Source organism: Stenotrophomonas sp. GL_101, assembly GCF_057835675.1.
Genome location: NZ_CM174432.1, coordinates 689197 through 703948, shown reverse-complemented (window position 1 = coordinate 703948; position 14752 = coordinate 689197). Strand labels below are relative to the sequence as shown.

Below are 14752 nucleotides of genomic sequence, written 5' to 3'. Positions count from 1 at the left end.
GCGCTTTACGGAATGTCGCTCTCGAAGATCATGTGGAACTGGCCGCCGTAGCTGCCCTGCTGGTAGCCACCGCTCGGCGCGGTAGGCGCAATGGCGAAGGCAAGCGCCTTGCCAGCGGCCGCCTGCGATTCGGTGGCGACCACGACCTTCGCTGCCGCGGTTGCCGGCACCACCACGTTGTCCAGCTTCACCACCAGGTCCACCACGTCAGCCGCCGAGGACATTTGCGCCGGTGCGGTGAGGTAGGCGCTGATCTCAGCCGGCGACTTGACGTTGATGACACGGCCGGTCAGCTCATTCAAGGTCTGACGGGCAACATCCCACGGCAGGTTCTGCGGCAGACCTTCCCAGCCATCCGGCGTGGAGACCTGCAGTCCCGCATTGTTGGGCACATCGGCGGTCACATTGACAGTGATCGTCTTGGTTTCAGTAGCAGCCAGGGCAACGGCCGGGGTGATGAGCAGTGCTGCGACTGCAGTCAGAAGAGAGCTTTTAATGGACATGGAAACGTTCCAGGTTGGAGGGGTGAGGGATTGAAGAAACCAGGGCAGTGGCAAAACAACCCGGGCGGGCGCCTGGCGGACCCGTTCGGGACAAGAGCGCAGGCTGAAGGACGACAGATCAGCGTCGCGAATCGACACGTTGTTGGTTGTCGCCTTCCACCAGCTCGTAGCGGGCGAACTGCGCATCAGCGGCCTGCAGCGTGTAGGCACGGCCCGGCCGGATGTGGGCGATGACACCAGGCGTGCAGGTGTCCGGACTGGCCCGCTGGCAATAGCGCAGGTTATCCAGCACCACCGTGGCATTGCCATGGTTGTGGACTTGGTTGTCCTGCACGCGGGTGTCGTAGTGCGCGTTCTCCGGCGCGATGAACAGCAGCGTTCCGAATCCGGTGAATACCCGGATCGCCGAGGTGATTTCTCTGGCCTTCAGCGCGTCTTCTTCACTGAGGGAGAATTCTTCGGCACTGGGAGCGACCGGCACGAATCGCAAACGGTAATAGCGCTCTTCGCCGCGCGAGCCGCGGTAGATCAATCGTGTGGCCTGCTGGCCGTTGCCGGCGATGATCAACCGGCTGGGGCTGGCGATGACGCCACGCGCAGCGGAATCATTGCGTACCAGCGCGGCAGTATCCACGGCCACTTCACTAGCCTTTCCACCGGAATCGAAGTGCATCTCGGTGACCTCCACGCGCACATAGGCGGTGCCGTCTCCGGTATTGCGGATGCGCTTGAGGAGGTTGCTGTGCGCAGGCTGCAGATAGTCGAACAGCACGCCGACGTTGATCTGCGGTGCAGCGGCATGGGCGCTACAGGCGAAGGTCGCCAGCAGCAGGAGAGAGAGAACGCGCAGCATTGCGGGCTCGCTTGGAGAATGAGCGTGCATACTCACACCACACATTGGCTGCGCCTATGCAAAAAGTTGCAAAAACAGCGTGACGTCCGGCAGCGCCCGGCTCTACGCCCCGCTGCTGTACGCCGCCTTTCTGGGCGCGCCGCTCAGTTCGGCGGCGAGCTTGGCATACATACGGATGCCGCACGGGCTGTTCTGGGCACCGGACCCGTCCAGCACGGAGATCTGCAGCATCAGCGGCGAGATCGTCGAGACCACCTGCACCGCCACCATCAATGGCGGGCTGGACGTACAGATGGGCAAGGTGGACCTTGAAGACCTCAAGGACAGCGAGCGTATCGGCCGGCGCGACCTGGACGTTGCCGTCAGCTGCCCCGGTGCCAGCGGCTCGCACGATGTGGCGGTGAAGTTCAGCGGCTCGGCCACTGCCGACGGTGGCCTGGCGTTGACCGCAGCCAGCGCTGCCAAGGGCGTGGCGTACCGCATCTACGACATCACCGACACGCTGTTGATGATCAACAGCGCGCCGACGCAGTTCGTCAACGTTAGCGATGCCGCGCCGCAGACGCTCAAGCACAGCGTCTGGTACAGCAAGACCGGGGCCGCCGCCGACGTCGAAGCCGGTTCGGCAAACGCCGCCGCGCAGATGGACATCATCTACAAGTAAGCCCCGGCCACCCGGCCATGCCGCCGGGTGGCCCTTTCCGAGGACATTCCATGAGTATTCGCGTGTATGCGCTGCTGCTGGCTCTGGGCGGGGCCGGAGCGGCGATGCCGGCATCGGCCGCCGTGACCCTGCAGGGTACGCGGGTGGTCTACGACGGCAGCAAGGGAGCAGTGACGGTCAATGCGAGCAACCGCGGCGACAACGTTGCGCTGGCCCAGGTCTGGCTGGACGATGGCGACGCCAGCGCGAAAGCGGGCAGCCAGAAGCTGCCGTTCGTGCTGACCCCCACTACGCGACGCATCGAGGTGGGGCACGCACAGGCGTTCCGGCTGACCTATGCCCCGATGGCCGGTGCCGCACTCCCAACCGACCGCGAGTCGCTGCTGTACTTCAATCTTCTGGACATTCCGCCGAAACCGCAACAAGCAGAAGGCAAGAACCTGCTGCAGTCGCGGTACGCACACGCATCAAGCTGTTCTACCGCCCGGCCGGCTTGCCGGGCAGCGCGCGCGATGCGGCCGCGGCCCTGCAATGGACGCCGACAGGCGACGGCGGGCTGCAGATCCACAACCCCACCGCGTATCACGTGACCCTCAGCCGCATCACCCTGGCCGACGGTGGCCAGATCGACGCTGACATGGTGGCCCCCGGGCAGCAGGTCACGCTGGCACTGCCAGCGGGTACACCGTCACCGGCGACGGTGACGTTCCATTGGCTGGACGATTACGGCACCGCGCGCGAGCAGGTGGCGAAGGTCGGCCTGTAGCACCACACGGGAAGCCGGGCATCGCCCGGCTCCCTGCTGCCGTTACCAGCGCATGCGCATGCCCAACTGAGCGCCCACGTTGCGGTAGTCGTGGTTGCCGCGCTGCACGGTCATCCCGCCCCAGATCGCCGCACGCTGGCCCAGCGACACCTCGGCACCTGCCTGCAGCTCGTAGCGATCACGCGGCAGCGCTGCTGCCAACACCTCCTCGTTGAACCGCATCCGGTTGCTGGCCGTCCCCCGCAGCCAGTTGGCCGCCAGGTAGGGCTGCACCACATTGCCTGCCCGGGTGTCGTGGCCGAACACGCGTATACCCAGCCGCCCACTGAACCCGCCACTTTCAGCCTGGTCGATACGGGTGCCGTTGCCTTCGACATGCCGGTCCGTGCGGGCATCCACGTGCGATAGCTGCAACTGCGGTTGCACATGGAGTGTGGCCGCCGGCCCCTGCCACACGGTGAACGTATAGCCGCCTTCGACCGAGGTGTTCAGCACGCGCGCGTCGTACTGCTCACGGTCCAGCCCCACGCCTTCCACGCGGTTGTCGAAACGGCCGTACTGCACGCTGGTGTCCAGGTAGGCACCCGCACTCTGACCGGGCATCTGCAACCAGGTGGCATAGGCGCCCAGGGCGTTGCCGCGCACGCGCCCCTTGGCGGTGTAGCCGGTCAGCCGGGAAGCCACAGTGCTATCGGCACGGCCGCTGCCCAGCATCACGCCCAGCGTTGTGCCGTTGCGCTGCCACAGATCGCTGCCGATCTGCAGCAGCGTGGTCGCGCCGTCCACGGCCAACTGGCCACCCACCGCGTGGAAATCGGCCTGCTGGCTGCCCACGCGCGCCCAGGCGCCACGCCCCTCGGCCACGCCGGGCGCACCGATGCGATCATGCAGACGGTGCTGGAACATGCCCATCGCGGCGGATTGGTTGGCCAGGTAGGCGCCTGCCTCCGGGCGCAATACCGGCCCCGGCGGCGTAATCGGAATGCCCCCGTCACCGCCCTCTTCCGGGTCCGGGTGGGTGATGCAGCCCGGGGCGGTCGGATCGTCCTGACAGCGATCAAACCACTGCGAGCGCAGGTACCACTGGCCATCGTTGGGATCGGCAATACCGCCCTGGACCAGGAAGTACTCGTGCGAACCCCCCACCGCACGCCCCGCCAAGGCGTAACGCGCCAGCGATGCGCCGTCGACCTGGATGAGCGGGATGCCATCTTCGGTGGGCGCGCCCACGCCACCGACGTTCTGCACGCGCAGGCTGGCGTCGCCGCTGGTATCGCCGCGCACGTGCAGGCGGTCGATCAGCGTGTCATCGCCCGCCAGCGCACCGTGAAACAGGAAGGTGCCGCCATCGCTGTGCAGGTCGCCGTCCACGGTGAGTAGGGTGCCCACCGCAGCACGCCCATCGGACAGGGCCAGCGTGCTGTCGCGCATCGTCAGCGCATCCACGCGTGCGTCACCGCGCAGGGTCCACTGGCTGCCGCCGTCCAGTTCCATGTGCTCCACGAGGTCGCTGCTGCCCCACCAGTGCGAGCCACCGGCCAGGCTGACCTGCACCTGCGATTGCGGCACCAGCCCGTTCTCCAGGTCTTCGCGGGTGATGACAATGTCACCCTGCATCTGCGCGCCGTTCTCCAGCCGTACGTCGAAGCGACCGCTCACCGCGGCGTCCAGCGACAGTGCGGTGCCATTGCCCCCGGACAGCAGTGCGCCATTGTCCAATGTCAGCCCCGCATCGCGACTGCTACGCAACCACATGCCGCCGTGCTGCGCGCTCACCAGCGAGCCCCCGTCGATCTGCATGCGGCCGTTGTCATTGATCACCGCCGCCCAGGCGCCCGCGCCTTCAGTGCGGACGTGCGTATCGCGCAGCGTCATCTCGCCGCGGCCGCCCGACAGCACGCCGTGCGAACTGATACCGGTGGTGCGGACGACGCTGTCGGCCAGGTGCACGCTGCCACCGAGCCGGGCGATGGCGCCGATGGCACCGTCGCCTTCGGTGAGGATATCGACGGCCTGCGCATGGGCTACCGGGGCCGGCGTGCCGGAGCCCTCCACATAGAGCCCATGCCCGTTTCGACCGCCGGTACGCAGCGCGCTGTCGCGCAGGGTGGCCGCTCCGCCCAGCACCGACACCGCTTGATGCAGCTCGCCGTCGGCGCTGATGCGCGAACCGACCACCTCCAACTGCGCGTCGTTGAACATCAGGATGCCCACACCATTCTGTGTGGTGATGGAAGACCCTTCCACGCGCGCGGTGGCATTGCGCTGGTTGATGTTGATGCCGGTGCTCACGCTGGTGAGTACGCTGTTGCGCATGTCCAGCGCGGCCCCCTCCATCATGAACACGCCTGTGTGGCCATGAACCTGCGTGCCGTCCAGTGCGACACTGCCGCCGCTCGCGCCATAGCTGAGCGCGGTTGCGTTGCTGCCACCGGCGTGGATGCGACCACCGCGCACCACCACATCGCCGCCCACCAGGATGCCCTCACCGGAGCGTTCGTGGGTGAGGTTGATGTCCACGTCTTCCAGCTCCACGGCGCTTCCACGTCCGGCAAGGATGCCGGTGGAGCCAGCACCGTTTCCGTTGATCTGTACCGAACGCAGGGTCACATCGTTGGTACTCCCCGGCTCTATCCATACCGCCGCACCGCCGCCGGCGTGTTCAATACGCACGCGCTCGGCCAGCAGGGTGCCTCCGGCAACGAACAGGCCATTTGAACTGCTGCCCTGGATGTCGATGACGCTATCGCGCAATTCGGCGCTACCGTCGCGCAGCTCGATACCGTGCGACAGCCCGCCGCGGGTGGTGATGTGGAGGTTGTCGGCGACCACGCTGCCGTTGCCCAGTTCGATGCCACTGGCCGCACTACCACTGGTCTCGATACGGGTGCCTCGCAGGTCCAGTCGGCCACCGTCATGGGCGGCCAGGCCGGCGGCACCGTAACCGGTGGTGACCGCGCTGCCACCGTTCAACGCGATACGACTGCCCGCCCCCTCTACGCGTGCCCCTGACGCGCGTTGACCTTCGGTGCGCAGGTTGACCTCGCCCGACGGCACGATGCTGCCGCCGTTGCGGGCCATGAACGCATGGCCGGCGGTGGTGCCCGGATCGGCCGGATCGGAGGTGTGGTAATCACCGGCGGCGGGCGTCTGATCATCGCCGTCGGCGATGACCTGTTGGGCGATGGCCGGGTGTGCGGCGAAAAGTACAGCGCTCATGGCAAGCGCGAGTGTTTTATGACGTGGATGGATAAAGCGCATAGGGATGCTCCTGGCAAATGCCCGGGTGATCCTGTCTATCGGCGTGATAGCGCACCATGCAAATTGTTGTAAGCGTCGTACAGATGTAAGACGTGGTGCGCTAAGCGACAGTGATCAAAAGCAATATCAGCTTGGGCGATCATTCACACGATCGACCGCCTGAATCAAAACCGCCCGAACAATCGTCACCTCCTGCATTTGCAACTAGTTGCATGGGATGCCGAAGGCCGTGCGACCAGACATTCAGCCAACCCGATCCACACGCGCTGCGATGCCCTCGCCCACCCCGGTTTCACATTTACTGCATTGATCGTCGTACAGGTGAATCCGTAACCGTCTCAGCACAGCGACGTGGCCGATGTTTCCCCTTGAAAGGACGTGACCATGAATTCTCCCGCACGCTGGAACCTCCGCACGAATGTCCGCCCCACCCTGCGCCCACTTGCACAGGGGTTGCTGCTGGCCTTGACCGCCCTGCCCATGGGCGTGGCCCTGGCCGGTGACCTTGACGACCAGAGTGCCATCGTCGGTCCGACCGATCCGGTGGAAGCATGGCGCCTGATCAATGACTCGCAGCTGGCGGTGGCCGCTGGAAAGACGCTGCAGATTGTCGCCGACGGCACCTCCACCGTTACGCTCGAACGTGGTGCCGAAGTAACCCGCAGCGGTACCGCACAGGATGCCATCACGCTCTACGGCAACGCTCGTCTGAGCGCTGACAACAGCCGTATCCTGGGCGGAATTTCGCTTCGGGCCTCCAGCACCGAGGCATACCTGCGCGACAGCGAGGTCATTGTCACGACCGCGGGCCTGCGGCCCACCGAACGCAAGGCCATAGGCGTCGATCTGGCCGCCGATGTCAGCGCCGGGGCGAGCAATCCCTATGCATGGATCAGTGGCACCACCCTCCGCGTCGAGGACGCACCGGACACCAGCAGGCCCTACAACAGCGGCTTGGGTGTGCGGTTGCAGATGGGTCAGATGGATATCATCAATGGCTCGTACATAACCGCTGCCAACGTCGGCGCCATGCTGTGGGGTGAAGCGAATCCGGCGGGCAGCCTGCGCCTGGGCATCGACAACGCGACGCTGGAATCCGGTCGGGGTGCCGCGATCCAGGTCATGCCGTTGGAGGCAAACCGCTACGACATCACCGTCGCCAACCATTCACGACTGATCGGCGGCGACGGAAACCTGCTGCGGGTCGGCGACGACATCATCCGGAGCCCCGAGCAGACCGAGTCAGCTTCACCGTCGACGATTCCCGCCTGGCGGGCAACATCACCTTCGATGCGGCGACCGTCACGGGATCGCTGGATGTCGTCCTGCGCAACAAGGCGCAGATCGACGGCCGCTTCTTCAACGTCACCTCGGCCAGCATCGACGGCGACAGCACCTGGCTGCTGACCGGCGACAGCAACGTCGGCCGGCTGGCGCTGGGCAGCACCGGCACCATCGGGATGGGCGACGGCACCACGTTCAACACCCTCACCGTCGATTCGTTCACCGGCGATGGCGGCACGCTGGCCTTCAACACCCAGCTCGGCGATGACCGTTCGGCCAGTGACCGGCTGGTCATCACCGGCGATGCCAACGGGCAGGCCAACGTGCGGGTGAGCAACGCCGGCGGCACCGGCGCGAAGACCGATCGTGGCATCGAGCTGATCGACATCGGCGGTGCGTCCAATGCGCAGTTCGACCTGGTCGGGCGTGCGGTGGGTGGGCAGTACGAGTATTCGCTGGTGAAGGACGCCAACGGCAACTGGTACCTGCGCTCGGAACTGGCCACCGCGCCGGACCCGTGCCTGGTCGACCCGACCCTGCCCGAGTGCAAGCCGATTGACCCGATTGACCCGATCGACCCGCCCACCCCGGTGCTGCGCCCGGAAGCCGGTGCCTACCTGGCCAACCAGTTCGCCATGGACCAGCTGCTGCGCCACCAGTGGCGCGACCGCCAGGGCGGCGAAGCAACGGCCGACGGCGTGCGTGGCTGGGCGCGGGTCGATGCCACCAACAGCCACCTGTCCGCGGTACAGGACCAGTTGGACCTGCGCGTGCAGCGCTCGCGCCTGCAGCTGGGGGCCGACGTGGGCGTGTTCGATAACGGCCGGGGCCGTGTGGGCGTGATGTTCACCGCCGGGCAGGCCGATGCGCAGTCGCGTTCGGAGGTGACCGGTTACAGCGCGCGCGGCAAGGTGGAGGGCGGCGCGGCCGGTGTGTACGGCAACTGGAGCAACGAGGCGATGTATGTGGATGCCGGCGTGCAGCGCGGGCAGTTCCGCAACCGCGTGCAAGGGCGAGGGCCTGGCCGCCGAGCGTTACGACTCGGACATCTGGCAGTCGTCGCTGGAAGCGGGCTATCGCTTCACCATCGGCCAGATCGGCAGCACCGCGTTGAGTCTGCAGCCGGAACTGCAGCTGGTGTACACCGACGCCACCACCGACCGCCACGAAGAGCGCAACGGCACGATCGTGCGCAGCGTGGGCGATGACGGGCTGTCGGGCCGCGTGGGCCTGCGCCTGCAGGGCGAGTCGCGCGCCACGGTGGGTGCGGCGGTGAGCCCGTACCTGGCGGTGAACTGGTACCGCGATGGCAGCAGCAACGGCATGGCGTTCGATGAAGACGTGCTGCAGGCGAGCGTACCGCGCAACCGGTATGAGATCAGCGCCGGTGGCCGGGTGGAGTTCCGCTCGGGGCTGAGTGGCTGGGGTGGGCTGGGCGTGATGCGCGGCGACCACGGGTATCGCGAAGCGACGGCGAACCTGGGGATGTCGTACCGGTGGTGAGGGTGGGTCGCGCGTGAGGTGACGTAGAGCCGGGCTCTGCCCGGCTGCTCAACTCACTCCGCGAAGTGCTGGTAGCCGCCGGGCCCGGTTTCGCATTCGCACTGCACGCCCTGCCCGTCCACGATGCGGCCGATGCGGGTGAGCGGCAGGCGCAGCGATTCGGCTACGGCATGCAGCGCCTCGCGCTGGTCGGCGGCGGCGGTGAAGCACAGTTCGTAATCGTCGCCGCCGCGCAGGGCACACGCACGCGCGGCGTCGCGGCCAAGCACCGCACGCAGGGCCGGTGACAGCGGCACGGCGTCGGCATCCACTTCGGCACCGACACCACTGCGCGCGGCGATGTGGCCCAGGTCGGACAGCAGGCCGTCGGAGATATCCACGGCGGCATGCGCGAAGGCACGCAGGCGCAGGCCCAGCGTCACCCGTGGGGTCGGCCGCAGCAGGCGCAGGCGCAGTGTTTCGTAATCACCCAGCACGGTGGCGGTGGCGATGTTCAACTCGCCGCGCTGCCACAGCTGCAGGGCACCGGCGGCGTCGCCGAGGGTGCCGCTCACCCAGATGTCATCGCCCACCTGGGCGCGGTCGCGGCGCAGCGCCTGCCCGCGTGCCACCTGCCCCATCGCCGTGACCGACAGCGACAGCGGCCCACGCGTGGTGTCACCGCCGATCAACGCGATGGCGTGTTCGTCGGCCAGCGCGAAGAAGCCGTCGGCGAAGGATTCGATCCAGTCCGGGTGCGCGTCGGGCAGCGACAACGCCAGCGTGCACCAGGCCGGGCGTGCGCCCATGGCAGCCAGGTCGGACAGGTTGACCGCCAGGGTCTTCCAGCCGATGTCGAAGGGCATGGTCTCGGCCGGGAAATGCACGCCGCTGTTGAGCGTGTCGGCGGTGACCACCAGCTGTTCGTTCGGGCGCGGCTGCAGCAGCGCGGCGTCATCGCCAATGCCGAGCACCACGTCGTCGCGCTCGGCGGTGCGGGCACGGATGCGGTCGATCAGGGCGAATTCGGCAAGGGACATGGGGCGCTCCCGCGGTTGTGCGTGCCGCGCCGTGCGCGGTGGGGCGGTTGTACGTGCCGCGCGGCGCGCGATGGGCGGTTATGCCTGCCGCGCTGCGTGCGGTTGTCGGTAGTGCCGGCCGCTGGCCGGCAACCTCAGACTCCCGGTGGTTGCCGGCCAGCGGCCGGCACTACCAGGCGGGTCATCACCACCGGCGGCTCATTACCACCGGCGGGTCAGTGACCGGATTCGACCTTGCGCCACTCGACCGCCGCGCGGTCCAGCACGCCATTGACGTAGGTGTGGCCATGCTCGGAGCCGAAGCGCTTGGCCGACTCGATGGCTTCGTTGATCACCACGCGGTACGGCACGTCCAGGCGGTGGCGCATCTCGAAGGCGGCCACACGCAGTGCGGCACGTTCAATCGCATCCACTTCGTCGATGCCACGGTCCAGGTACGGGTCCAGCGCTTCGTCCAGGTCCTTGCGGTTTTCGAGCACACCGTGGATCAGCGCTTCAAAATAGGCCAGGTCGGCCACTTCGCGGGCCTGCTCGTGGGCGAACTGCGAAATCACGGTCTGCGCGGTGCCGCCGGAGATCTGCCACGCATAGATGGCCTGCAGGGCACGACGGCGCGCGCGCGAGCGCAGCACCGGGTCGATGCCATCGCGGCGGACCGGCTTGCCGGAGGGCTTGCCCGAGGTTGGTTTGTTCACGACAACTGCTCCAGAAGATTGACCATTTCCAACGCCGTCAGCGCGGCTTCCTCACCCTTGTTGCCATGGCTGCCGCCGGCACGGGCCTCGGCATCCTCGGCGTTTTCCACCGCCAGCACGCCATTGAGCACCGGCACGCCGAAATCCAGCTGCACGCGCATCAGCCCCTCGGCGCAGCCATCGGCGACGTGTTCGTAATGGCGGGTGTCGCCGCGGATCACGCAGCCCAGCGCGATGATCGCGGCATGCTCATGCGCAGCGGCCAGGCGGGCAGCCACCAGCGGCAGTTCCCACGCACCGGGCACGCGGATCACGTCGATGGCCGCTTCGGCGATGCCGTTGCCGGCCAGGCTCTGCCGCGCACCCGCGACGAGCACGTCGGTGATGCGGGCGTTCCAGCGGCTGGCCAGGATCGCGAAACGGGCCTTTTCCGGAGTACGGAGATCGCCTTCGTAGTGGCTCATGTTCGGCGTGGGGTCCAAAAGGTTGACTAGTTTAACGCGGGCGGGCCAGTTACGCCGGACAAGGGCCGGCGCGGCCCGGGTGGCCATGGCCGCGTAGAGCCGGGCTCTGCCCGGCTGGCGTTACGCGGTGGTTCGTGGGGCAGCCGGGCAGAGCCCGGCTCTACAGGACGGTGGTTCGCGGTACCGGTCAGGGCGTGACCGTCTCCACCACTTCCAAGCCGTACCCGGCCAGGCCGATCTGACGCCGGGGGGTGCCCAGCACGCGCAGCTTGCCCAGGCCCAGGTCGGACAGGATCTGCGCACCGGCCCCGTTGCGGCGCCATTGGCTTACATCCTTGTCCTTGCCCGGGGTCACCGGCAACGGCTGCTGGCGCAGGCGGGCCAGCAGGCTGTTGCTGTCGCGCGGCGCGGACAGCACCACCATCACGCCACGTTCGGCGGCGGCGATGGCGCGCAGGGCATCGGTGGAAGCCACGCCGAAGTCGTCGCGACGCCAGTGCAGCAGGTCGGCCAGCGGGTTTTCCACCTGCACCCGGACCAGCGTGGGTTCGGTGTCCGGGGTGCCGCGGACCAGGGCGAAATGCAGGTCGTGGGCGATCCGGTCGCGGTAGGTGACCAGCTTGAACGGGCCGAACTCGGTGTCGATGTCGCGCTCATCCACGCGCTCCACGGTCTTTTCGGTAGCCAGGCGATGGGCGATCAGGTCGGCGATCGAGCCGATCTTCAAACCGTGCTCGCGCGCGAACACCTCCAGTTCCGGGCGGCGCGCCATGCTGCCGTCGGGGTTGAGAATCTCCACCAGCACGCCGGCCGGCTCCAGCCCGGCCAGCATCGCCAGGTCCACCCCGGCCTCGGTATGCCCGGCGCGGGTCAGCACGCCGCCCGGCTGGGCGATCAGCGGGAAGATGTGGCCCGGCTGGTGCAGGTCGGCCGGCCTGGCGTCCGGCTTCACCGCGGTGCGGATGGTGTGCGCGCGGTCGTAGGCGGAAATACCGGTGGTGACGCCCTCGGCGGCTTCGATACTGACGGTGAAATTGGTCTGGAACTGCGCCGTATTGGCCTGCACCATCGGCGCCAGGCCGAGGTCGGCCGCGCGCGCGCGGGTCAGCGGCAGGCACACCAGGCCGCGGCCGTGGGTGACCATGAAGTTGATGTCCGACGGCTTGACCAATTCGGCGGCCATGATCAGGTCGCCTTCGTTCTCGCGGTCTTCGTCATCGACGATGACCACCATGCGACCCAGGCGGATGTCTTCCAGAATCTCGGGAATCGGCGCGAAATTCATGCGGCGTCTCCTGCATCACCCTGCAACTGCCGACCATCATCCGGTAGCTGCCGGCCATCATCCGGTAGCTGCCGACCGTTGGCCGGCAGACCCACAAGCCGCTCCACATACCGGGCCACCAGATCAATCTCAAGATTCACCGCACCGCCCACGCCGGTGGCGGCAAAGGCGGTGTTGGCCACGGTGTGCGGAATCAGCGCGACCTCAAAGCCTTCGGCATCCACCTCGTTGACGGTCAGGCTCACGCCGTCCACGCAGATCGAGCCCTTCTTGGCGATGTAGCGCAGCAGCGCGGCCGGTGCGGCAAAGCGCCAGCGCTGGGCGCGGGCGTCGTCGTGGATGGACAGCACATGGCCGAGGCCATCGACATGGCCGCTGACCAGATGGCCGCCGAGGCGGTCGGTCGGGCGCATCGCGCGTTCCAGGTTGATCACCGCGCCATCGGCGAGCTGGCCGAGCGTGGTCAGGCCGAGGGTTTCGGTGGAGGCATCGGCCTGGAAGCTGGTCGTGTCGAATGCGATCACGGTCAGGCACACGCCATTGATGGCGATGCTCTCGCCGAGCTGCACTGCATCGAATGGCAGGCTGCCGACGTTGAAGGTGAAGCGGACATCGCCGCCAAGGGTTTCGCGCGTGGCCAGCTGGCCTACGCCTTCAATGATGCCGGTGAACATCAGTGGGCCTCCATCGGGAGGCAGGGAACAACAGAAAGCTGAGACATAACGTTTCCCGCAGAAAGTGAGCGAAAAACGCCGCAAGGCATAGTGGTGCACGCCAGGCACAAGGCCCGGCAGACACCGTCTTCTTTCATCCGGACTATACCGTCGGCTCCGGCATTGGACCGGATCTGCTGACCTTCCGGCAGGACCGGAAGCGCTCGCGGGCTCGTGCTTGCGCACCTACCGCCGGTGGGGAATCGCACCCCGCCCTGAAGACGTTTGTGTACCGGCGAACCGGCGCGGCCATTGTAACAGGGCTACCTGACTGCTCGCTTTTTGTGAAGATATGGTTAAAATCCCGCCGCGCGGCACTGAATTGCCGTCGCTGCCGCCCATGAAGGGCCGGCTGAAATGGACCTCACCCAACAAGGAACCTGCATGCGCAACATTCTTCTGGCCGTCGCCCTACTGGCCATCGCCCCGCTTTCGGCCGCCGCCGATGGCCTGAGCTACACCTACGTCGAGGGTGGCTGGACCCAGCTGCAGCTGGACCGCAACGGCGCGCCGTCCAAGCCGAAGCTGGACGGCGGCTACCTCCGCGGTTCGTTCGCCATCGCCGAGCAGGTGCATGTGTTTGCTGCGTACAGCACGGTGTCCAAGACCCACACCTACGACCTGGGCAGCTACGACCTGCGCATCAAGCAGGAGTTGAACCAGCCGGAGCTGGGCGTCGGCTACCACATGCCGATGAGCGACCGCGTCGACTTCACCACCGACATCGCCTGGCTGCGCATCAACAATGAGGCCAAGTACGAAGCCGACGGCTTCGACACCGAGCGCTTCAAGGAGCACACCAACGCCGCCCGCGCCACCCTGGGCGTGCGTGGCAAGCCCTCGCCGCGTACCGAAGCCTGGTTGAAGGCCGGTTACATCGACGGCAGCGACATGGATGGCACCTGGACCGGCACCCTCGGTGGCCAGGTGAACATCACCCCGACCTGGGGTCTGGTCGGCGAAGTGCAGGCGTACGACGAAGTCACCCAGTACTCGGTGGGCGTGCGCGCAAGTTTCTGATCGGGCCGCGGCATCACTGCTGCGCCATGATCGAACGGGTCCCGAAAGGGGCCCGTTTTTTTTGGTTCATCGCTGGATTGCCGGTAATGATAATGTATATACCACGTCATTACCCGAGTGCCCGAGGTCGTCATGTCCAAAGAAGCCGTGTTTACGATGAAGCTCGAACCAGAGCTGAGGGATCAGTTCATGGCCGAAGCCGAGGCGGCACATCGTCCGGCCTCGCAGCTTGTGCGCGAAATGATGCGCGACTTCATTCAACGCCAGCAGCAGGCACGGGGATACGACCTGTTCCTGCAGGGCAAAGTCGACGCCGCCCGAGCGTCGATTCGGTTGGGCGAGGGCAGATCCAATGATGAGGTTGAGGCCACATTCGCTGCCCGGCGCGACAGGGCGGCGGGCAAAGAGTGAAGGTGATCTGGGCTCCGGACGCCGCGCAGGATCGTGACGATATCTGGGTAGCGCTCTCAACGGAAAGTCCTTCGGCGGCTGTGCGCATGGATCAGCTGTTCTCGGATGCCGCAGCAACGCTTGCCCGGTTCCCAATGCTGGGGCCTGCCGGCAAGATCCTTGGAACGCGCGAATTGATCCCGCATGTGAGCTATCGCCTGGTGTACGAGATTGCCGTTGATGAGGACACCATTTGGGTGCTGGCACTGACCCATACGGCGCGCCAGTGGCCTCCAATCCGAACCTGACGCAGGAAAGCGCTTGTCGATGCA

16 protein-coding genes, 1 pseudogene and 1 riboswitch are annotated in these 14752 nt (G+C 66.6%); of the genes and pseudogenes, 9 read left to right on the top strand and 8 right to left on the bottom strand.

Annotation, left to right across the window (positions count from 1 at the left end; translation table 11 throughout):
- Positions 1–5: 5 nt before the first annotated feature.
- Both AC3IR9_RS03130 and AC3IR9_RS03125 read right to left on the bottom strand, forming a co-directional pair.
- Positions 6–641: a CS1 type fimbrial major subunit gene (locus AC3IR9_RS03130; RefSeq protein WP_489293995.1), complete on the bottom strand. Its 636-nt coding sequence runs from the start codon at positions 639–641 to the stop codon at positions 6–8.
- Positions 622–1356: a fimbrial biogenesis chaperone gene (locus AC3IR9_RS03125; protein ID WP_489293994.1), complete on the bottom strand. Its 735-nt coding sequence runs from the start codon at positions 1354–1356 to the stop codon at positions 622–624. The genes AC3IR9_RS03130 and AC3IR9_RS03125 overlap by 20 nt, the downstream gene beginning before the upstream one ends.
- Before the next feature lie 79 nt (positions 1357–1435).
- Here AC3IR9_RS03125 and AC3IR9_RS03120 point away from each other — a divergent pair, with 79 nt between their 5' ends.
- The 3 genes from AC3IR9_RS03120 to AC3IR9_RS03110 all read left to right on the top strand — a co-directional run bounded on the left by AC3IR9_RS03120 (position 1436) and on the right by AC3IR9_RS03110 (position 2786).
- Complete coding sequence (locus AC3IR9_RS03120; protein WP_489293993.1) at positions 1436–2020, top strand: fimbrial protein; 585 nt, start codon at positions 1436–1438, stop codon at positions 2018–2020.
- Between the two features lie 62 nt (positions 2021–2082).
- Entirely contained in the window at positions 2083–2610 is a 528-nt protein-coding gene (locus tag AC3IR9_RS03115) for a fimbria/pilus periplasmic chaperone (RefSeq protein WP_489293992.1), read from the top strand.
- Complete coding sequence (locus AC3IR9_RS03110) at positions 2514–2786, top strand: fimbrial biogenesis chaperone (RefSeq protein ID WP_489293990.1); 273 nt, start codon at positions 2514–2516, stop codon at positions 2784–2786. The genes AC3IR9_RS03115 and AC3IR9_RS03110 overlap by 97 nt, the downstream gene beginning before the upstream one ends.
- 42 nt (positions 2787–2828) lie before the next feature.
- On the opposite strand, the gene AC3IR9_RS03105 is transcribed toward AC3IR9_RS03110, so the two are convergent.
- Positions 2829–6005: an autotransporter family protein gene (locus AC3IR9_RS03105; protein ID WP_489293989.1), complete on the bottom strand. Its 3177-nt coding sequence runs from the start codon at positions 6003–6005 to the stop codon at positions 2829–2831.
- 426 nt (positions 6006–6431) lie between these two features.
- Between AC3IR9_RS03105 and AC3IR9_RS03100 the strand changes: the two genes are divergently transcribed.
- From AC3IR9_RS03100 to AC3IR9_RS03090, 3 genes and pseudogenes are all read left to right on the top strand, one after another.
- Positions 6432–7454, top strand: a complete 1023-nt coding sequence (locus tag AC3IR9_RS03100) for a hypothetical protein (RefSeq protein WP_489293988.1) — start codon at positions 6432–6434, stop codon at positions 7452–7454.
- A 53-nt stretch (positions 7455–7507) separates the two neighbouring features.
- Positions 7508–8290 (top strand): annotated as a pseudogene (locus AC3IR9_RS03095) (autotransporter outer membrane beta-barrel domain-containing protein); the annotation flags it as partial.
- A 4-nt stretch (positions 8291–8294) separates the two neighbouring features.
- Entirely contained in the window at positions 8295–8834 is a 540-nt protein-coding gene (locus tag AC3IR9_RS03090) for an autotransporter outer membrane beta-barrel domain-containing protein (RefSeq protein WP_489293986.1), read from the top strand.
- 53 nt (positions 8835–8887) lie between these two features.
- Here AC3IR9_RS03090 and thiL read toward each other — a convergent pair whose 3' ends face one another.
- The 5 genes from thiL to AC3IR9_RS03065 form a co-directional block, all read right to left on the bottom strand.
- Complete coding sequence (gene thiL, locus AC3IR9_RS03085) at positions 8888–9853, bottom strand: thiamine-phosphate kinase (protein WP_489293985.1); 966 nt, start codon at positions 9851–9853, stop codon at positions 8888–8890.
- A gap of 215 nt (positions 9854–10068) precedes the next feature.
- Positions 10069–10548: a transcription antitermination factor NusB gene (nusB, locus tag AC3IR9_RS03080; protein ID WP_489293984.1), complete on the bottom strand. Its 480-nt coding sequence runs from the start codon at positions 10546–10548 to the stop codon at positions 10069–10071.
- Positions 10545–11012 (bottom strand): 6,7-dimethyl-8-ribityllumazine synthase, encoded by a 468-nt coding sequence (ribH, locus tag AC3IR9_RS03075; RefSeq protein ID WP_489293983.1) that lies wholly within the window; start codon positions 11010–11012, stop codon positions 10545–10547. The genes nusB and ribH overlap by 4 nt, the downstream gene beginning before the upstream one ends.
- Before the next feature lie 187 nt (positions 11013–11199).
- The gene (ribB, locus tag AC3IR9_RS03070; RefSeq protein ID WP_489293981.1) at positions 11200–12297 is read right to left on the bottom strand and encodes a 3,4-dihydroxy-2-butanone-4-phosphate synthase; all 1098 of its coding nucleotides are present in this window, start codon (positions 12295–12297) and stop codon (positions 11200–11202) included.
- A complete protein-coding gene (locus AC3IR9_RS03065) occupies positions 12294–12971 on the bottom strand; it encodes a riboflavin synthase (RefSeq protein WP_489293980.1) in 678 nt (225 codons plus the stop codon). The genes ribB and AC3IR9_RS03065 overlap by 4 nt, the downstream gene beginning before the upstream one ends.
- Before the next feature lie 121 nt (positions 12972–13092).
- Positions 13093–13237: riboswitch (FMN riboswitch) on the bottom strand.
- A 157-nt stretch (positions 13238–13394) separates the two neighbouring features.
- Between AC3IR9_RS03065 and AC3IR9_RS03060 the strand changes: the two genes are divergently transcribed.
- The 3 genes from AC3IR9_RS03060 (at position 13395) to AC3IR9_RS03050 (ending at position 14728) form a co-directional block, all read left to right on the top strand.
- Entirely contained in the window at positions 13395–14030 is a 636-nt protein-coding gene (locus tag AC3IR9_RS03060; RefSeq protein WP_489293979.1) for an outer membrane beta-barrel protein, read from the top strand.
- Between the two features lie 132 nt (positions 14031–14162).
- Positions 14163–14441, top strand: a complete 279-nt coding sequence (locus AC3IR9_RS03055; RefSeq protein WP_489293978.1) for an antitoxin of toxin-antitoxin stability system — start codon at positions 14163–14165, stop codon at positions 14439–14441.
- Positions 14438–14728 carry a type II toxin-antitoxin system RelE/ParE family toxin gene (locus AC3IR9_RS03050; RefSeq protein WP_489293977.1) on the top strand — a complete coding sequence of 97 codons (291 nt, stop codon included), beginning with the start codon at positions 14438–14440 and terminating at the stop codon, positions 14726–14728. Before AC3IR9_RS03055 ends, AC3IR9_RS03050 begins: the two co-directional genes overlap by 4 nt.
- Positions 14729–14752 lie beyond the last annotated feature (24 nt).